This is a genomic window from Stella humosa (assembly GCF_006738645.1).
Lineage (GTDB): Bacteria > Pseudomonadota > Alphaproteobacteria > ATCC43930 > Allostellaceae > Allostella > Allostella humosa.
In genome coordinates this window covers 4,155,657-4,173,163 of the sequence record NZ_AP019700.1, presented here as the reverse complement: position 1 = coordinate 4,173,163, position 17,507 = coordinate 4,155,657, and the positions used below count along the sequence as shown (strand labels likewise).

The following is a 17,507-nucleotide window of genomic DNA, read 5'->3' as shown; positions in this document are numbered from 1 at the left end:
GACTGCAAGTAGAAAGGGCCGCCCGGAGGCGGCCCTTGTCGTCTGAGGTGACGGCCGCCTCTACCGCGCGTCGGCCGGGCTGGAGGCCGGGTCGCCCTCGCGCCCGATCGCCGGCTTGCGCAGGCCGAACAGGCTGAGCTTGGGCAGGACGATCTTGGGCAGGGCGTCGCGCACCGCGGTGTAGACGGCCGCCGCATAGGGCGTCGCCTGCACGAAGAGCGTGGCCGACCACACCCAGGCCTCGCGGTCGAGCGTGCCGAAGCGCAGGCCGATGGCAAGCCCGCCCGCGACCAGCAGGACCAGCATGATCGCCTCGGTCCGCGCCATGGCGAGCGCCTGCACCAGGGCCGCCTTGTCCTCCATCTTGGGCGTGCGGTGGAAGGGCAGCTTCTTGGTGAAGAGGCCGGCCAGCATCGCGTAGCCGATGGTATAGGTCAGCGCCAGGCCGGCCACGCCCGCCCGCAGGCAGTCGGCCGTGTCGCACTTCACCTTGGCGCTGTAGAGCCAGAAGAAGCGCACCAGCTTGAAGGCGAAGACCGCGATCGTCGGCGCCAGGAAGATGCTGAGCGGGAAGTCGAAGTAGGTGGGGAAGGCGAGCAGGCCCGCGGTCCACACCAGGCCCAGCACCGCCAGGACGACGCTGAGGGCATCGGCGAACCAGGGCAGCCAGCCCATGACGAAGTGATACCGCTGGGCGCCGGTCAGGCTGGTCGACTTGTCCCAGGGCAGCAGCGCGCGCCAGTGCCGCTTCAGGATCTGCACGGCACCATAGGCCCAGCGGAAGCGCTGTCGCTTGAAGCCGGAGAAGGAGTCGGGCGACAGGCCATGGCCGAAGGAGTGGTTGACGTAGACCGACTCCCAGCCGGCCTCCAGCAGCCGCATGCCGAGCTCGGCATCCTCGACGATGCACCACTCGCCCCACTGCCCCGTCGCGACCAGCGCGCTGCGGCGGATGAGGGTCATCGTGCCGTGCTGGATGATCGCGTTGTCCTCGTTGCGCTGGACCATGCCGATGTTGAAGAAGCCGGCATATTCCCAGTTGATCATGCGCTTGAAGGGGCTGACATGGGCGTCGCGATGGTCCTGCGGCGCCTGCACGAAGCCGACCTTGTCGCTGTCGAAGTAGGGCACGAGGCTCTTCAGCCAGTCGGCCTGCACCAGGTAGTCGCTGTCGACGACGCCGATCACCTCGGCATCGGCCGCCGTGTGGGCGAGCGCGATGTTCAGTGCCTGCGCCTTGAAGCCGGGGCAGTGCGGGATGTGCAGGAACTTCACCCGGTCGGTCTTGTCGGCGCAGTACGCCTCGACCGGCCGCCACACGTCCTCGTCCTTGGTGTTGTTGTCGACGACGATGATCTCGAGCGCCGGGTAGTCCAGCCGCAGCAGGCTGTCGATGGTCTGCATCACCATCTGCGGCGGCTCGTTGTAGATCGGCACGTGGATCGAGACCTTGGGCCAGTGACGCTCGCCCTCGACCTTCAGCGGGCGGAAGCCGCGGCGCATGGTCCGCGACCACAGGGCGTCGATCATCTCGCGGCCCTCGGCCAGCAGGATGACGGCCAGCAGCACCATCGCCAGCAGCAGCACGCCCCAGACGACCATGGCCGTCACGGTCAGGTACTTGGTGGCGGTGACGTAGCCGACCCACACCGTGCCGACGGCCAGCGTCTGCAGGATGGAAGCGAAGACGAGCCGGCCGGGGAAGCGCAGGTAGCTGGCGCGGCGGAAGAAGATAAGGGTGAAGAGGGCGCCGAGCGCCACCGACAGGCCGGCCAGGATGGGCCAGTTCGGCCGCTCCTGCAGCAAGCCCTGGTAGGCGAACTTGGGCGTGCGGTCGACGTTCCAGATGCCCCAATAGGCACCGACGCCGCCTTCGGTGGAGTGCTTCCAGGGCTGGTCGAAGGCTTCGATGACGTAGTAGTCGAGGCCCCAGTCGTCGGCCCGGGCGAGGAACTGGCGCACGAAGCTCGCCTGGTTCACCCGGCTCGGCACGGAGTCGAGGCGCATGCGGCCGTCGCTCGGCCAGCCCACTTCCGAAAGCACGATCTTCTTGTCGGGGAAGGTGCGGCGAAGCTGCTGGTAGCGCGAGAAGACGGACTCGACCGCCTGGTTGATCTCGGTCCCGTCCCAGTAGGGCAGGATCTGCACGGCGATGAAGTCGACCGCCTGGGCGAGCTGCGGGTTGGCGAGCCAGACGTCCCACGTTTCGGCGGTGGACACCGGCACCTGGACCTGGTCGCGCACGCGGCGGATGTACTGCACCAGCTCGGGCACGGTCAGTTCGGCGCGCAGCAGCGCTTCGTTCCCGACGATGACCCGGTCGACGTTGCGGTTGGTGCGGGCCAGCCGGATGACGTCGCGCACCTCGCGCTCGCTGCGCTCCTTGCGGTTGTCCACCCAGGCGCCCAGCGTCACCGTCATGTCGTACTTCTGGGCCAGGCCCGGCACGACGTTCTGGCCGTCCTGCGTCGTGTAGACGCGGACCCGGTCGACCTTGTCCGACAGGATCCGCAGATCCTCGTCGATCTGTTCGGGCGTCGGGTGCGGCCCCCCGTTGGGGGACTGCCCGGCGCGATAGGGGCTGTACGAGATGCCGGTGATGCGGCCATTCCAGCCCGCTTCCTCGCGCGGCTGGTTGAACGCTACCCAGAAGGCAGTCGTGGCGACGGCAAGGAGCGCCAGGATGCCGAAGTTCTGCAGTCGCATGACGTGGGTCAGCCCAATCTGACTGGGGGGATGCCGGGGGGAACCGGCCAACGTCGGGATAACGGAAGATGTCCGGGTGTTAATCCCGGGAATCCGCCGCGACCGTCTGTCGCGGATGGAATAGGCCGGGCGGCGGGTCCAAACATCATCCTGGCCTCGTGCCAGCCGGTCGCGCGGACGGGCGCGGCGCGCTCGATCGGCGGCCGGACCCGGCGAGGGACACGGGTGGAATGCGCGCGTTGATATAGGAAACGGCAGGTGCTGCACAAGCGGGCAGCATATGCCGCCGGCATGACATTTTCGGTGGGCGTCGCCCGACTATTTATTGAGCGACGGCGGGTATGGCTCAGCCCGGTGGCGGGGCTGAGTGCCACCGCCAGGCGGTATCCACGATCGTGGCCATATCCGAGCATGCAGGCTGCCAGCCAAGCAGTTTCCGTGCCTCGCCGGCGTCGGCGACCAGGGCCGGCGGATCGCCGGCGCGCCGGGGGGCCAGGATGACCGGAACCTCGCGGTTGGTGCGGCGCGACACCGCCTCGATCACGGCCTTGACCGAGTGCCCGGTGCCGGTGCCGAGGTTCAGCGCGCGGCTGTCGCCGCCCTCCAGCAGTCGGCCGAGCGACAGGACGTGGGCCCGGGCCAGGTCGGCCACGTGGATGTAGTCGCGGATGGCGGTGCCGTCCGGCGTCGGGTAGTCGGTGCCGAAGACCCGCAGCGGCGAACCGCCGCGGGCCGCGTCGATGGCGAGCGGGATCAGGTGCGTCTCGGGCTCGTGGTTCTCGCCGATCTCGCCGTCCGGGTCGGCGCCGGCGGCATTGAAATACCGCAGCGCCGTCCAGCCCAGGCCGTGGCAGACGCCGAACCAGTGCAGCATGCGCTCCACCGCCAGCTTGGTCTCGCCATAGGGGTTCACCGGCCGCTGTGGGTGGTCCTCGGCGATCGGCACCCGGATCGGGTCGCCATAGGTGGCGCAGGTGGACGAGAAGACGATGCGCGGCACGCCCGCCTGCACCATCGCCGACAGCAGGTTGAGCGTGTTGGCGACGTTGGCGCGATAGTAGAGGCCGGGATCGCCCATGGATTCGCCGACATAGGCCAGGGCGGCGAAATGCATGACCGCCACCGGCCGCCATTCGCCCATGGCGGCGGCGACGGCGGCGGCATCGCCCAGGTCGGCCTCGACCAGCGGCCCCCAGCGCACCGCCTTGCGGAAGCCGCGGCTCAGGTCGTCCAGCACGACCGGGCGGTAGCCGGCCTGGGCGAGCGCCTTGCAGGCATGGCTGCCGACATAGCCGGCGCCGCCGGTCACCAGCACCGTGCGTTCGGTCATCCCGCGAATCCTTCAGGCCAGGGGAGGGGCAGGTGCGGGGTGTACGGCAACCGCTGGCTGCCCGACAAGCGCCGTCGCGGCCGGCCCGATGCGGAACGGAATAGTCTGGGCAATGCGGCGTTCTTGTCGCATCCGCCCGCCGCGAATAGGCTCCTCCGCCGCCCGGCCGTTGCGCGGGGCCGTTGCCCGGGAGCCGCATTGGACGCCACCGAAGTCGACAAACTCGCCGCCGCCGAGGATGGGATGTGGTGGTTCCACGGCCTGCACGGCAACCTGGCGGCGATGCTGGCCCGCGCGGGCGCCCCGTCCGGGCCGGTGCTGGACGCGGGCTGCGGCACGGGCGGCCTGCTGCGCCGCCTGTCGGCCTGGATGCCGGATGCCGCCTTCGTCGGCCTCGACCGTGATCCGCGGGCCTGCGCCGAGACGGCGCGGCGCTGGGCCGGGCCGGTCGTCCTGGGCTCGGTCGATCGCCTGCCGTTTGCGACCGGCAGCCTGGGCGCCATCGTCAGCGCCGACGTGCTGTGCCATGCCGGCGTCGACGAGGCGGCCGCCCTGGCCGAGGCCCACCGCTGCCTGCGCCCCGGCGGTGCCTATGTCCTGAACCTGCCAGCCTATCGCTGGATGTTCAGCGACCATGACCGCGCGGTCGACAACGCCCGCCGCTATGGCCGCGCCGATCTGGCGGCAGCCTTGGCCCGGGCCGGATTCGCCCCGGTCCGCGTCACCTATTGGAACACGCTGCTGTTCCCGCTGATGGCCGCCCGGCGCAAGCTGTGGCCCGGCGGCACGGCCGCCAGCGACGTCGGCCTGGCGCCGGCCCCGGTCGAGCGCCTGTTCGCGGGCCTGGTCGGGCTTGAGCGGCGCTGGCTGGCGGCCGGGCGCAGCCTGCCCTTCGGCGGCTCGGTGCTGGCCATGGGCATCAAGCCGCTGCTATCTGCGCCCACGCCTTCCATCGCCCAAGGATCCCCAGCATGAGCGAGCCTGTCGCCCCCGCCACCTGCACGCTCAGCATCGTGGTGCCCGTCTACAACGGTGCGGCCTCGGTCGGCGAACTGGTCGAGGCCCTGTCCGACCTGGCCGTCCCGGGCGGGCTGGAGATCGTGCTGGTCAATGACGGCAGCCCCGACGACAGCCTGGCCGTCTGCCGCCGCCTGCTGGAGACGGCGCGCGTGCCGCTCGTCGTGGTCGACCATGCGCGCAATTTCGGCGAGCACAACGCCGTCATGACCGGGCTGCGCCATGCCGGCGGCCGCTACATCCTGACCATGGACGACGACCTCCAGAACCCGCCCGAAGAGGTGCTGCGCATCCTGGAGCACGCCCAGAAGAACGAGCTCGACGTCGTCTATACCTACTACGAGACCAAGGAGCACGCGCTCTGGCGCAACCTCGGCAGCCGCTTCACCAACTGGTGCGCCGATCGCCTGCTGGACAAGCCCAAGGGGCTGTACCTGTCCAGCTTCCGCTGCATGAGCCGCTTCGCTGCCCAGGCGATCGGCCGCTATGATGGGCCGTTCCCCTATGTCGACGGCCTGCTGCTGCAGGTGACCAAGCGCATCGGCCGCATCCAGGTGCGCCACCTGCCGCGCGCGGTCGGGCGCAGCAACTACACGCTGCGCCGGCTGGTGCGGCTGTGGATGAACATGTTCCTCAACTTCTCGGTCATGCCGCTGCGCGCGGCCACCCTGCTGGGGCTGGGCTTCAGCGCGCTGGGCGGGCTGGCTGGACTCGTCGTCATCGTCGAGGCGCTGATCAACCAGCCGCCGGCCGGCTGGGCCTCGCTGATGGCGGCCACCCTGCTGGTGTCCGGTGTCCAGCTCGTCATGCTGGGCATGATCGGGGAGTATCTCGGCCGGCTCTTCCTCACCGTCAACCGCAAGCCCCAGGGCATCGTGCGCACCGTCTATCGCAATGGTGCCGAGGCCGGAGAAACCCCATGAACGCCGCCGCGGCCGTGCCCTCGATCGGCCACTACCTGGCGCTGGCCGCCGCCATCCTGGTCGGCGTCGGCGGGCAACTGCTGCTGAAGTCGGGGGCGGCGGGGGCGGCCGGCTTCGTCGACCAGCTCTTCCGCTGGCACTCCATCATCGGCCTCGGCCTCTACGGCATGGCGGCCTTCCTCTACATGGCCGCCCTCCAGGCGATCCCTGTCTCGATCGCCTTCCCGTCCGTGTCGATCAGCTACGCGCTGGTCGTCGTGCTGGGATACTTCCTCTATGGCGAGGCGCTGGGCTGGCCGCAGGTCGTGGGCGTGGTGCTGATCTGCTCGGGCATCCTGGTGCTGTTCCGGGGGTGAAGGGGATATGCTTGAGGCGATGAAACAGGTTCGTGGGCATAGCCATGATCGGCCACAGCCGATCCGGACAAGCGAGGAACGGGCGGCCAGCCGGCGCAAGATCGCCGAGCGGCTGCTCGCAATCGGCCGTGAATCCGGGCGGCGGGTTTCTGATTCCTATCGTGCCGTCCAGCATGGTGAATTGCTCTACGACGACGCAGGTTTGCCGAAGTAGGCAGATGCTTCCCTAATCCGGTAGGCGGATCGAGCCGTCCTCGGCGATCGGGAAGCCGGGGTTCCAGGCGATTTCCCAGATGACCCCCTCGGGGTCGGCGAAGTGGCCGGAATAGCCGCCCCAATCCTGCTCGCGGGCCGGGTGCAGCGGGGTGGCGCCGGCGGCGATCGCCTCGGCCAGCACGGCGTCGACCTCGCCCTGGCTGCGGACGTTGTGGGAGAGGACGATGCCGGCAAAGCCCGAACCGGCTTCCGGCACCCCGGCGTCGGCGGCCAGCGACCGCCGCGACCATAGCGAGATGACCATGCCGCCGGCCTGGAAGAACGCGACATCCACGGCGGACCGAACGGAGCGCGCCCAGCCCAGGCGCTCGTAGAACGCCTGGGCGCGCGGCAGGTCGCGCACGCCGAGCGTGACCAGGCTGAGGCGCTGCTCCATGCCGGTTGCTTCCGTCCTACCCGCGCAGGGCCTGGACGATGGCCGCGGTCACCCGGCGCGCGTCGGCGTCGGCCAACTGCGGGAACATCGGCAGGCTCAGGATCTGGCCCTGGCAGGCCTCGGTCGCGGCCATGCCGGTCGGCCCAAGCGGCGTGCGGCCCTGATAGGCCGGCTGAAGATGGACCGGGGCGGGGTAGTGGATGTTGGTGGCGATGCCGGCGTCCTTCAGCTTCTGCCGCAGCCCGTCGCGGTCGTCGGCGCGCACGACATACTGGTGGTAGACGTGGGTGGCGCCCGGGCGCACCGTCGGCAGCCGCAGGCCGGAATTGGCCAGCGCGTCATCGTAATGGGCCGCCACGGCCTGCCGCCGCCCATTGTCGCGGTCGAGATGGACCAACTTGGCGCGCAGGATGGCGGCCTGCATCTCGTCCAGCCGGCTGTTCATGCCGGCCGTGGCGCTGATGTAGCGGTCGCGCCAACCATATTCCCGCAGCTCGCGGATGCGCTGCGCCAGCGCCGGGTCGTCGGTGGTGATCACCCCGCCGTCGCCGAGCGCGCCCAGGTTCTTGGTCGGGTAGAGGCTGAAGGCGGCGACATCGCCGAACGTGCCGACGCGCTTGCCGGCGATGGCGGCACCATGGGCCTGCGAGCAATCCTCGATGATCTTGGCACCATGCTTGCGGGCCAGGGCCACGATGGCGCCCAGGTCGGCCGGGTGGCCGTAGAGATGGACGGGGATCACGACCTTGATGCGTGATCCTTCCCGGGCGAACGCCGCTTCCAGGGCGGCCGGGTCCATGCAGAAGGTCTCGGCCTCGATATCGAGCAGCAGCGGCGTGGCGCCGGTCAACTCGATCGCGGCCACGGTCGCGACGGCGGTATGCGACACGGTGGCGACGATGTCGCCCGGTCCCGCACCCAGCCCGCGCAGGGCCAGGACCAGCGCGTCGGTGCCGTTGGCGACGCCGATGCCATGGCTGTTGCCGCACCAGGCGGCGAACTCCTTCTCGAAGGCGCCCACCTCCTGGCCCAGGATGTACCAGCCGCCGTTCAGCACGCGGGCGACGGCGGCATCGATGTCCGCCTTGAGGTCGAGATAGCCGGCCTTGGGGTCGGTCTGCGGGATCGGGCTCGCCATGTCGGGGTCTCGCCTGGGGTTCGGAGCGGGAAGGGCGGTCAGAGGTAGCGGGGCAGATTTTCGCGATAATAGGCAACCGTGCGGCGGAGACCTTCCTCCATCGACACGGTCGGCGTCCAGCCGGTCAGCGCGCGCAGCCGGCTGTCGTCGGCATAGTAGTCGCCGATGTCGATGCGCTTGCGCTCGGCCGGGAAGGGCTTGATGGCGGCCGTCCCGGTGCCGGCGACGCGGACCAGCATCTCCGCCAGGTCCTTCAGGCTGATCACGCCGTCGCCGCCAATGTTCAGGGCCTGGCCCTCCATCGCCGGGGTGACGGCCGCCAGCAGCATCGCCTCGACGCAGTCGTCGACATAGGTGAAGTCGCGTAGCTGCTCGCCGCCCCACACTTCGATGGGCGTGCCCTCCAGCACCATCTTGATCCAGATGCCGAGGAAGGTCTGGCGCGCGTCCTTCACCCGCATGCGCGGGCCGTAGGTGTTGGTGAGGCGGAGTGCTGCGGCCTTCAGGCCATACACGTTATTATAGAGGATATGATACCACTCGCCGGCCATCTTGTTGATGCCGTTGACATCGACCGGGCGCAGCAGATGCTTCTCGTCGACCGGCAGGTAGTCCGGCTTGCCATAGATCTGGCGCGTGCTGGCGAAGACGATGCGGATGCCGGGGGCATGCTTGCGGCAGGTCTCGAGCAGGGAAAGCTGGGCCGTGCCGTTGATCTCCAGGTCGGTCTGGGGATCGTTCATCGAATCGAGATGGCTCGTCTGCCCCGCCAGATTGAACAGATAGTCGCCCCCCTGGACGAGGTAGCGCAGCGCATGCATGTCGCGCACGTCGGAGATGTTGACGCGGATGCGGCCGGCGATGTCGTCGACGTTGAAGAGGTTGCCGCCATATTCCGGGATCAGGCTGTCGATCGCGGTCACCTCCGCGCCCAGGCCGGCCAGCCGGCGCGCCAGGTTGGAGCCGATGAAGCCGAGGCCGCCGGTAATGATGACGCGCGCGCCGGAGAAAGCGGAGGCGAGGTCGCCGGGTGCAGGCTGGGTCATGGATCAGGGGCCTTGAATGGACGCGACGCGGGCGAGAACGGGGCGGCGATTGTGACCGGAGGGTGAACCTGATATCGGTCGATTCCCGTCCCGTCGAGAACGGATAGTCGACAACCTTTGTTCCGATCGCGCAACCTGCCCCGCCGGTGATCGCAGCCGGCATTCCGGCCATCCCGCACGAGGTGCCAGAGTTCCATGACGCGTCCCGGATCAGGTGCTGCCGATGGCGGCGGCATGGCTTTCGCGGCCCTCAACATCGTGTTCCTGATCTCGGGCGTCAGCGCCCTCATCTACCAGACCGCCTGGCAGCGGATGCTGGGGATGTTCGGCGGGTCCGACAGCATCTCGGCCACGCTGGTGGTCGGCGCCTTCCTGTTCGGGCTGGGCATCGGCAGCCACTTGGCCGGGGTCTATGCCGACCGGCTGACCAGCCGGCGCGCGGTGGTGGCCTTTGCGCTGTGCGAACTGGGCATCGCGGCGTTCGGCGCGATCAGCCGCTGGGTCTTCTACGACTTCTTCTTCGGCGAACTGGTGGGGGTGGCGGAATCGCGCTGGTCCATTTTCGCCATGCTCTTCGTCGGCCTGTTGTGGCCGACCACGCTGATGGGCATGTCGCTGCCCTTCCTGGCCAAGGCGATCGTCCGCCAGATCGACCGCTCGGCGACGGCGATCGGCTGGCTCTACGGATTGAACACGATCGGCGCCGGCCTGGGCGCGGTCCTGGCCGGCTGGTGGCTGGTCGGCACCTACGGCTATCCGGCGACGATCTGGCTGGCGGCACTGCTGAACGCGCTGGTGGGGGTGGTGGCCCTCCTGGTCGCGCCGGCCATGCGGGTCGACGATGCCCAGCCGCCGCGGCGCGGGGCGGCCGCGCGGATCGGCGCCGGCGTCTGGCGTTGGTGCCTGCTGATGCTGGTGTCGGGCTTCATCATCATCTCGCTGGAGATCGTGTGGTTCCGGCTGATCGGCCTGATGCTGCAGTCGAACGCCTATACCTTCGCGCTGGTGCTGTCGGTCTTCCTGCTGGGCGACGGGCTCGGCATCATCGCCGGCGCCTACTGGGTCCCGCGCATCCGCGACCCCAAGGCGTTCTTCGTCGGCCTCCAGGGGGTGGTGGCGGTCTATGCCGTCGGCAGCATCTGGGCGCTCTACGGCGTCTTCGACCGCAGCCAGGCCTTCCGCGTCTTCGTCGAGAACGACGCGATGTCCCAACTGGCCACCAACTGGCCGCTGATCCTGGGGCTGACGATGGTGCTGGTGCTGCCGCCCAGCTTCCTGCTCGGCCTCTCCTTTCCGATCGCCCAGCGCGCGGTGCAGGACGACCCGGCGGTCGTCGGCCAGCGGGTGGGGCTGATCCAGCTCTTCAACATCCTGGGCAACACGGCGGGCAGCATCTTCACCGGCCTCTTCCTGCTGCACTGGCTGGGGACCAGCGCCACGCTGCGGCTGCTGGCGGCAATCGGCATCGTCTTCACCACCATGCTGCTGGTCACGCATGGCCGGTCGATGGTGCCGCGCCGCCTGGCCGGCACGGCCGTGGTCTGGGTGGGGCTCGCCAGCCTCGTCGTGGCCTTCCCCGGCGGGCGGGAGTTCTGGGGCAAGCTGCACCATGCGGAGCCCGCCCACACCGTGCATTTCGCCGAGGATCGCACCGGCGTCACCCTGCTGCGGGTGACGCCGGCCGGGCATGGCACCTTCTTCATCCAGGGCCATTCGCAGGCGCGCCTGCCCTTCATCGACATGCACGGCCTGCTGGGGGCCATGGGGCCGCTGGTCCATCCAGATCCCAAGCGGGTGCTGCTGATCGGCGTCGGCGGGGCGGCCACGCCCTATGCCGCCGGCGTCAACCCGCAGACCCGGCACATCCGCGCGGTGGAGATCGTGGGCTCGGCCTTCGAGGTGCTGGATTCCTTCGCTGCCACCAACGGTGGGTCGGCGATCGCCCGGGTGCGGGCGGATGCGCGCTACGAATGGGTACTGGGCGACGGGCGGCGCGACCTCTTCATCGCCGAGGGGCGCTGGGACGTGATCGAGGCCGATGCCATCCTGCCAAAGACCTCGCACAGCGGCATGCTCTATTCGGCCGAGTTCTTCCAGCAGGTCCGGGCCAGGCTGGCCGACGGCGGCATCGCCGTGCAATGGGCGCCGACCGAGCGGATCGTCGACACCTTCGCGGCCGTCTTCCCCCATGTCGTGCGGGTGCAGAACATCCTGCTCGGCAGCGACCGGCCAATCCCCTTCGACATGGCGGCCTTCCGCGCCCGCCTGGCCGAGCCCGCCGTGGCCGAATACCTGGCCCATGGCGGCTATTGCTGCATCGGCATCGACCGGCTGGCGGGGGAACGCATCCGCGGCGTCTGGGGGCCGGACACGGTGCGGCGCACGGCCGATCTCAATACCGACCTGTTCCCGAAGGACGAGTATTATCTCAACCGCTGAAGGCAGAGGGCGCTGAAGCATGGCAGAGGGGGCAGCGATGATGCGGGTGGCGAAGGTTCTGGCAGTAGCGGTCGGCATCGTCCTGCCAACGGCGGCGGTGGCGCAGACGGCGGTCAAGTTCAGCCTCGATTTCCGCTTCCAGGGGCCGCAGGCGGTGTTCACCGGTGCGGCCGAGAAGGGGATGTTCGCGGCCGAGAAGCTGGCGGTCCAGGTCGATGCCGCCAACGGCTCCGGCGATGCGGTCAACCGGGTGGCGTCGGGCGCCTACGACATCGGCTTCGCCGACATCAGCGCGATGATCCGCTTCAACGCGCAGAACCCCGACCGGCCGCTGGTTGCCGTGTTCGTGGCCTATGACAGCTCGCCCTTGTCGATCCTCAGCCTGAAGGCCAAGGGGATCGCCCGGCCGGCCGACCTCGCCGGCAAGACCATCGGTGCGCCCGACCTCGATACCGGCCGGCAGATCTTCCCGGTCTTCGCCAAGGCCAACGCCATCGACCCCGCGAAGCTGACCCTGAAGCCGGTCGACATCCGCCTGCGCGAGCCCCTCCTGGTGCGCGGCGAGGTCGACGCGATCACCGGCTTCGTCACGTCCGCCCGCTTCAACCTCATGGCCATCGGCGTGAAGCCCGAGGACATCGCCGTCATCCGCTACGCCGACCATGGCGTCGACCTCTATTCCAATGCCGTCATCGTCCAGCCCGCCTATGCCGAGAAGAACCCGGAGGTGGTGCGCGGCTTCCTCCGGGCGACGGTGAAGGCGATGAACGAATCGCTCCGCGACCCGCTCGGCATGGCCGAGACGCTGAAGAAGCGCGACGCCACGGTCGATGCGGCGTTCGAGGCCGAGCGGCTGAAGTTCCTGAACGAACTCCTGGTGTTGACCCCGCATGTGAAGGCGAACGGCTATTCGTCGGTCGATGCCGCCCGCATGACCAAGGCGATCGCCCTGGTGGCCGATGCCTATGGCGTCGCTCCTCCGGCGCTGGGCACGGTCTACACCGACCGCTTCCTGCCGCCCGCGGCCGAGCGCATGCCGCCCAAGTGAGCGGCTTCGTCAGCCTCGACCGGGTCGCCCTCACCTACGGCGTGGGGGAGGGGGCGACGCCGGCCGTCGCCGACCTGACGCTGGACGTGCCGCGCGGCGGCTTCGTGGCCGTGGTCGGCCCCAGCGGTTGCGGCAAGTCGTCGATGATGAAGCTGGTGTCGGGCCTGATGCGGCCTGGCCGGGGCTCCGTGCGGGTCGACGGGCGGGTGGTCGACCGGCCGCTGCCCAATGTCGGCATGGCCTTCCAGAACCCGACCCTGCTGCCCTGGCGGACGACCATCGACAATGTCGTGCTGCCGTTCGAGATCGTCGGCAGCCACCGCCGCGCCTTCCGCCGCGACCCCGCCCCCTATCGCGAGCGCTGCCGCCGCCTGCTGGCGACGGTCGGGCTGGACGGCTTCGGTGACCGCTTCCCCTGGCAGCTCTCGGGCGGCATGCAGCAGCGGGCCTCGATCTGCCGGGCGCTGGTCCATGACCCGGAGATCCTGCTGCTGGACGAGCCGTTCGCCGCCCTCGACGCCTTCACCCGCGAGGAGCTGTGGGCGGTGCTGCAGGGCGTATGGTTGCAGCGCGGCTTCACCGGCATCCTCGTAACCCACGACCTGCGCGAGGCCGCCTTCCTGGCCGACGAGGTGCATGTCATGAGCAGCCGGCCGGGCCGCATCGTCGCCCGCCATGCGATCGACCTGCCGCGGCCACGCACGCTGGAGACGACCTTCTCCCCCGCCTTCACCGACATCGTGCACCGCCTGCGCGACGCGATCGGCGACGTGCGCCAGGCGCAGGCGCCGGTGGCATGAGCCTGCGCCTCGTCCCCTGGGTCTTCGCGATTGCCTCGCTGCTGCTGTGGGAGGGGCTGTGCCGCCTGCTGGCGGTGCCGGTCTTCATCCTGCCGCCGCCCTCGGCCGTCGCCTTGTCGCTCGTCAAGTTCTGGCAGGCGCTGGGCTGGGCTGCCCTCTACACGCTGGCGACGACGGCGGCCGGCTTCGCGCTCGCCATCGTCGTGGGCGCCGGCCTCGGCATCCTGATCGGCGTCTCGCGCACGGTCTATGCCGGCCTCTACCCGGTGCTGATCGGCTTCAACAGCGTGCCCAAGGTGGCGATCGTCCCGGTGCTGATCATCTGGTTCGGCTCGGGCGCGGTGCCGGCGGTGTTGACCGCCTTCCTGATCTCGTTCTTTCCCATATCGGTCAACGTCGCGACCGGCATCGCCACCGTCGAGCCGGAACTGCGGGATGTGCTGCGGGCGCTGGGCGCGCGCCCGTCCGACATCCTGCTCAAGGTCGGCATCCCCCGCGCGCTGCCCTACTTTTTCGCCGCGCTCAAGGTCGCGATCACCCTGGCCTTCGTGGGCGCCGTGGTGGCCGAGACGGCGGCCGGCAGCGACGGCGTGGGTGCCCTGATGATGGCGGCATCGGCCCGCCTCGACGTGCCGCTGGTATTCGCCGGCCTCTTTGTGATCGCGGTCCTCGGCATCGCCATGTACGCCGTCTGCGCCCGGGCCGAGCGCCGCTTCACCTTCTGGGCGCAGCGCGGGGACGTGCTGGGGTAGGACGGGGGCGGGTGAGGACGCCGGCCGGCGGGGGCATTGGCGTGACGGTCGACCCTCTCTAACGGCGGCCCGGGCAACCTTTGGGTGGCATTCAGGCCGCCTTCTTGGTGGCCGCGTCGAACGCCTGGGCGGAACCGCGGGGAGATCATCACGGAATCCCGCAGGCAGAGCGCGACACACCATGCCGACTCCGACCGGGATGTCCCGGTCGCCGGCCTTCCATCGGCTATAGGTGCCAGGGGCGAAGTCGAGCCAGGCGGCGTTGAGTGGACGCGGGACATGATTCGCCGCCGTCCGCGGCACGCTGGTGACGCCTAACGCGTGAAACGCGCGCTGTCATTGGGCGACGCGATCCCGCACACGAGACTTGGTTCGGCGCGAAGTCCGCAGGTCTCGACCATGCGTCGGGAGGGGATATTCGTCGCGGATACGAGTTCATAGATGTGTGACGCGTCGAGATCTCGGAATAAACTGACGATCATGCGGGCATTGATGTAGGTGCCGAGGCCTTTGCCGCGCTGCGATTCTGCCACCGCCACGAGGCCGCCCCAGGCATGACGGCGATACGGGCTGAGGGCATTGTGCGGCAGATAGCCGTGTGCCGCCGCCACGATGGTTCCCTCGCCGTCGCCGATTGCCAAGGTTGTCGCCGGACCAAAAGCTCCAATCAGCAGCGACCCGGAAAACGGTACGATGCCGGCGGCAGCCATGAGCATCTGGATGCGAACCGTATATCCGCCTTGTGGGTCGGTCGGCCTATCCAGTTCCGTCAACTCATCCGGCAGGCCGCGGGCCAGGATTGCTTCCGAGGCAGCCAACGCGCTTGCGCGGTCGGCGAGAAATACGTCCCAGCTATCGAAGCGGCAATTCCACTTCGTCAGTCGGTCTCTGAGTTCATTGACCTTGCTGTTCGGGATCAGACGAAAGCCGATGATGCCATCACGCTTGAGGAAATCCTCGATCCGCTCCCATCCAAGTTGGTCCGGGTCGTCGCAGCCCATTGTGCGGCCGGCCTGGCATGCTCCGGCTGTCGCGTTGATGAAATCGACGCTTTCCTCGGCCCGCGCCTGCAGGCGCTGCTGCGTTTCGGTGCCAAAATAACCCGACATGGCAAACCCCCCGATCGTTGACGATAACGCGATGGAGGATGCGTGCCAACTGAACGCATCACTCTCATCTTGGAATCAAGAAGCGCATAATCGCGTCAGACTTACCGCCGTGAGGGGAGAAGCACGCTATGACTGATCCGATCGCGAGCCACTGGGGTGCCGCGGATATTCATGAGCGCATCCTTGATGCGATGAGAGCTTCAGGACTGTCCGCTGGGACTGCGACGATCGAGCAGCTTGCGCCCGTGGATCATATCCATGCCCGCGGGTTCGCGGCCACCAAAGAACTGGCTGACAGCCTGCCGATCAGGTCCGGTGATCGGATCGTCGACATCGGTTGCGGAATTGGGGGTCCAGCTCGTTATCTGGCGGATAGGTTCGGATGCCATGTCGAAGGCATCGACATCTCTGAGCCGTTCGTCGATGCAGGCAACAGACTCTCTGAGATGACCAGAATGCGAGATCGGGTCACCATCCGGTACGGCGATGGCCAGAAACTGCCCTATGCGGATGAGAGCTTCGACGGAGGCTACGCCCAGCATGTCACGATGAATGTCCCCGACCGTGATCGCTTCTTCGCGGAAGCCTTTCGAGTCCTGCGGCCGGGAGCCTTCTTCGCCCTGACCGAACACGGCCTTGGTGCAGCCGGAACCCCGCATCATCCGCTGCCGTGGTCTGAAGATGGTGCTGGTGCATATCTCCTGCCCCCCGAACAGACCGTCGCGCTGCTCGGCGCCGTGGGATTCCAGATGATCGAGGTGGTTGAGACCGGCATCGACTACCTTCAGGGCTATAGGAAGATGATCTCGCTTATGGACAATGGCGCGCTCCCGCCGCTTGGCGTTCACATCATTCTGGGCCCTGCGGCTTCAGAAAAAATTCGGAACGCTGCTCGAAACATTGAGGAATTCAGGACACGTCCAGTCAGGATCATGTGCCGAAAACCGCAGTGATCGTTCGACCACAGGAAGGTCTGTGACGTGACCCCGTTTCTCATCCAGCCATAACGAGAGTCCTGGGTTGATCTGAGCCTGGGTTTAGGTGGGTGGCAAGAGGCGTCCGCGCGGAGCCCCCAGGCTGCGCAGCGCGGTCGCCGGTCGGTCCGCAGATGGCGCGGGCGTAGTCCCTGGGCGTCATCCAGCCGAGCTTGGAGTGTGGCCGCTGCTCGTTGTAGTCGCGCCGCCAGGTTTCCAGCACGGCCCGCGCATGCGGCAGCGAGCGGAAGAGCGTCTCGTTCAGCAGCTCGTCCCGCAGGCGGCCGTTGAAGCTCTCGTTGTGGCCGTTCTGCTGAGGCTTGCCCGGCGCGATGTAATGCCAGCCGACGCCGGTCTCGTCGGCCCAGCCGAGGATGGCGTTGGAGGTGTATTCGGTGCCGTTGTCGCTGACGATCATGTCCGGACGCCCGCGCTGGCCGATGATGACGTCGAGCTCGCGAGCCACCCGTCGTCCCGACAGCGAGGTGTCGGGCACCAGGCCCAGGCACTCACGGGTGCAGTTGTCGATCACGGTCAGGATGCGGAAGCGCCGCCCGTCCGTCATCTGGTCGGACACGAAGTCCAGGCTCCAGCGCTGGTTGGCCGCCAGTGGCGTCTCGATCGGCCGCCTTGTGCCCACGGCTCGCTTGCGTCCGCCGCGCCGGCGCACCGTCAGCCGTTCCTCGCGGTAGATCCGCTGGACGCGCTTCTTGTTCACCGCATGGCCCTCGCGCCGCAGCAGCACATGCAGCCGGCGGTAGCCGAAGCGCCGTCGTTCCTGGGCCAGGGCCCTCAGGCGCTCGCGCAGATGGGCGTCGTCAGGCCGCGTGGCCTGGTAGCGCACGCTGGTGCGGTCGGTGCTGATCACCCGGCACGCCCGCCGCTGGCTCATCTCGTAGGTCGACTGCAGGTACACCGCGGCCTCCCGATGGGCAGCGGGCGTCACCATTTTTTTCCAAGCAGATCTTTCAGCGCGACGTTGTCGAGCATCGCGTCCGCCAGCATCCGTTTGAGCTTGGCGTTCTCGTCCTCCAGCGCCTTTAGACGCCGGGCCTCCGACACGTCCAGGCCGCCGTACTTGGCCTTCCACTTGTAGAACGTCGGCGAGCTCAGACCGTGCTTGCGGCAAAGGTCTGCCACCGGCACGCCCGCCTCCTGCTCGCGCAGGATCGCGATGATCTGCTCTTCCGTGAACCTTGATCGTTTCATTCGTCCGT

The 17,507-nt window shown here is 68.4% G+C and carries 16 protein-coding genes; 9 read left to right on the top strand and 7 right to left on the bottom strand.

Annotated elements, in window-relative coordinates:
* Nucleotides 1-60: 60 nt before the first annotated feature.
* Together STVA_RS19595 and galE are read right to left on the bottom strand one after the other, a co-directional pair.
* Nucleotides 61-2,706, bottom strand: a complete 2,646-nt coding sequence (locus tag STVA_RS19595; protein WP_123687717.1) for a glycosyltransferase — start codon at nt 2,704-2,706, stop codon at nt 61-63.
* Between the two features lie 346 nt (nt 2,707-3,052).
* On the bottom strand, nt 3,053-4,036 hold the full coding sequence (galE, locus tag STVA_RS19590; RefSeq protein WP_123687718.1) for a UDP-glucose 4-epimerase GalE: 984 nt from the start codon (nt 4,034-4,036) through the stop codon (nt 3,053-3,055).
* A 198-nt stretch (nt 4,037-4,234) separates the two neighbouring features.
* On the opposite strand from galE, the gene STVA_RS19585 reads away from it, so the two are divergent.
* From STVA_RS19585 to STVA_RS19570, 4 genes are read left to right on the top strand one after another with little or no spacing between them, the layout of a single operon-like run.
* Complete coding sequence (locus STVA_RS19585) at nt 4,235-5,011, top strand: class I SAM-dependent methyltransferase (RefSeq protein WP_245978116.1); 777 nt, start codon at nt 4,235-4,237, stop codon at nt 5,009-5,011.
* Nucleotides 5,008-5,976: a glycosyltransferase family 2 protein gene (locus tag STVA_RS19580; RefSeq protein WP_123687719.1), complete on the top strand. Its 969-nt coding sequence runs from the start codon at nt 5,008-5,010 to the stop codon at nt 5,974-5,976. Before STVA_RS19585 ends, STVA_RS19580 begins: the two co-directional genes overlap by 4 nt.
* Nucleotides 5,973-6,332 carry an EamA family transporter gene (locus STVA_RS19575; RefSeq protein ID WP_123687720.1) on the top strand — a complete coding sequence of 120 codons (360 nt, stop codon included), beginning with the start codon at nt 5,973-5,975 and terminating at the stop codon, nt 6,330-6,332. The genes STVA_RS19580 and STVA_RS19575 overlap by 4 nt, the downstream gene beginning before the upstream one ends.
* A 7-nt stretch (nt 6,333-6,339) precedes the next feature.
* Complete coding sequence (locus tag STVA_RS19570; RefSeq protein WP_142235828.1) at nt 6,340-6,546, top strand: antitoxin; 207 nt, start codon at nt 6,340-6,342, stop codon at nt 6,544-6,546.
* Nucleotides 6,547-6,558: 12 nt separating this feature from the next.
* On the opposite strand, the gene STVA_RS19565 is transcribed toward STVA_RS19570, so the two are convergent.
* From STVA_RS19565 to STVA_RS19555, 3 genes are read right to left on the bottom strand one after another with little or no spacing between them, the layout of a single operon-like run.
* The gene (locus STVA_RS19565) at nt 6,559-6,984 is read right to left on the bottom strand and encodes a VOC family protein (RefSeq protein ID WP_123687721.1); all 426 of its coding nucleotides are present in this window, start codon (nt 6,982-6,984) and stop codon (nt 6,559-6,561) included.
* A gap of 16 nt (nt 6,985-7,000) precedes the next feature.
* Nucleotides 7,001-8,122, bottom strand: coding sequence for a DegT/DnrJ/EryC1/StrS family aminotransferase (locus STVA_RS19560; RefSeq protein WP_123687722.1), 1,122 nt, complete (start codon nt 8,120-8,122; stop codon nt 7,001-7,003).
* A gap of 38 nt (nt 8,123-8,160) precedes the next feature.
* Nucleotides 8,161-9,168, bottom strand: coding sequence for an NAD-dependent epimerase/dehydratase family protein (locus STVA_RS19555; RefSeq protein ID WP_123687723.1), 1,008 nt, complete (start codon nt 9,166-9,168; stop codon nt 8,161-8,163).
* A 195-nt stretch (nt 9,169-9,363) separates the two neighbouring features.
* Here STVA_RS19555 and STVA_RS19550 point away from each other — a divergent pair, with 195 nt between their 5' ends.
* From STVA_RS19550 to STVA_RS19535, 4 genes are read left to right on the top strand one after another with little or no spacing between them, the layout of a single operon-like run.
* Nucleotides 9,364-11,607: a fused MFS/spermidine synthase gene (locus STVA_RS19550; RefSeq protein WP_142235827.1), complete on the top strand. Its 2,244-nt coding sequence runs from the start codon at nt 9,364-9,366 to the stop codon at nt 11,605-11,607.
* Between the two features lie 19 nt (nt 11,608-11,626).
* The gene (locus tag STVA_RS19545) at nt 11,627-12,655 is read left to right on the top strand and encodes an ABC transporter substrate-binding protein (protein ID WP_123687725.1); all 1,029 of its coding nucleotides are present in this window, start codon (nt 11,627-11,629) and stop codon (nt 12,653-12,655) included.
* The gene (locus STVA_RS19540) at nt 12,652-13,455 is read left to right on the top strand and encodes an ABC transporter ATP-binding protein (protein ID WP_123687726.1); all 804 of its coding nucleotides are present in this window, start codon (nt 12,652-12,654) and stop codon (nt 13,453-13,455) included. The genes STVA_RS19545 and STVA_RS19540 overlap by 4 nt, the downstream gene beginning before the upstream one ends.
* On the top strand, nt 13,452-14,207 hold the full coding sequence (locus STVA_RS19535; RefSeq protein ID WP_123687727.1) for an ABC transporter permease: 756 nt from the start codon (nt 13,452-13,454) through the stop codon (nt 14,205-14,207). The genes STVA_RS19540 and STVA_RS19535 overlap by 4 nt, the downstream gene beginning before the upstream one ends.
* A gap of 314 nt (nt 14,208-14,521) precedes the next feature.
* Here STVA_RS19535 and STVA_RS19530 read toward each other — a convergent pair whose 3' ends face one another.
* The gene (locus STVA_RS19530) at nt 14,522-15,316 is read right to left on the bottom strand and encodes a GNAT family N-acetyltransferase (protein WP_123687728.1); all 795 of its coding nucleotides are present in this window, start codon (nt 15,314-15,316) and stop codon (nt 14,522-14,524) included.
* Between the two features lie 128 nt (nt 15,317-15,444).
* Between STVA_RS19530 and STVA_RS19525 the strand changes: the two genes are divergently transcribed.
* Nucleotides 15,445-16,269, top strand: coding sequence for a class I SAM-dependent methyltransferase (locus tag STVA_RS19525; RefSeq protein WP_123687729.1), 825 nt, complete (start codon nt 15,445-15,447; stop codon nt 16,267-16,269).
* 40 nt (nt 16,270-16,309) lie between these two features.
* Here STVA_RS19525 and STVA_RS19520 read toward each other — a convergent pair.
* Nucleotides 16,310-17,499, bottom strand: a protein-coding gene (locus tag STVA_RS19520) for an IS3 family transposase (RefSeq protein WP_123687762.1) whose coding sequence is annotated in 2 segments (ribosomal slippage) — nt 16,310-17,241 and nt 17,241-17,499 — 1,191 coding nt in all. Because the reading frame shifts where the segments join, the coding sequence is not laid out codon by codon here.
* Nucleotides 17,500-17,507: the final 8 nt, after the last annotated feature.

What these genes read in the sequence shown, in the direction of transcription:
- STVA_RS19595 (WP_123687717.1), bottom strand. Translation starts at nt 2,706, where the DNA reads ATGCGACTGCAGAACTTCGGCATCCTGGCGCTCCTTGCCGTCGCCACG.
- STVA_RS19570 (WP_142235828.1), top strand. Translation starts at nt 6,340, where the DNA reads ATGCTTGAGGCGATGAAACAGGTTCGTGGGCATAGCCATGATCGGCCA.
- STVA_RS19565 (WP_123687721.1), bottom strand. Translation starts at nt 6,984, where the DNA reads ATGGAGCAGCGCCTCAGCCTGGTCACGCTCGGCGTGCGCGACCTGCCG.
- STVA_RS19555 (WP_123687723.1), bottom strand. Translation starts at nt 9,168, where the DNA reads ATGACCCAGCCTGCACCCGGCGACCTCGCCTCCGCTTTCTCCGGCGCG.
- STVA_RS19550 (WP_142235827.1), top strand. Translation starts at nt 9,364, where the DNA reads ATGACGCGTCCCGGATCAGGTGCTGCCGATGGCGGCGGCATGGCTTTC.
- STVA_RS19525 (WP_123687729.1), top strand. Translation starts at nt 15,445, where the DNA reads ATGACTGATCCGATCGCGAGCCACTGGGGTGCCGCGGATATTCATGAG.
- STVA_RS19545 (WP_123687725.1), top strand. Translation starts at nt 11,627, where the DNA reads ATGGCAGAGGGGGCAGCGATGATGCGGGTGGCGAAGGTTCTGGCAGTA.
- galE (WP_123687718.1), bottom strand. Translation starts at nt 4,036, where the DNA reads ATGACCGAACGCACGGTGCTGGTGACCGGCGGCGCCGGCTATGTCGGC.
- STVA_RS19575 (WP_123687720.1), top strand. Translation starts at nt 5,973, where the DNA reads ATGAACGCCGCCGCGGCCGTGCCCTCGATCGGCCACTACCTGGCGCTG.
- STVA_RS19530 (WP_123687728.1), bottom strand. Translation starts at nt 15,316, where the DNA reads ATGTCGGGTTATTTTGGCACCGAAACGCAGCAGCGCCTGCAGGCGCGG.
- STVA_RS19580 (WP_123687719.1), top strand. Translation starts at nt 5,008, where the DNA reads ATGAGCGAGCCTGTCGCCCCCGCCACCTGCACGCTCAGCATCGTGGTG.
- STVA_RS19535 (WP_123687727.1), top strand. Translation starts at nt 13,452, where the DNA reads ATGAGCCTGCGCCTCGTCCCCTGGGTCTTCGCGATTGCCTCGCTGCTG.
- STVA_RS19560 (WP_123687722.1), bottom strand. Translation starts at nt 8,122, where the DNA reads ATGGCGAGCCCGATCCCGCAGACCGACCCCAAGGCCGGCTATCTCGAC.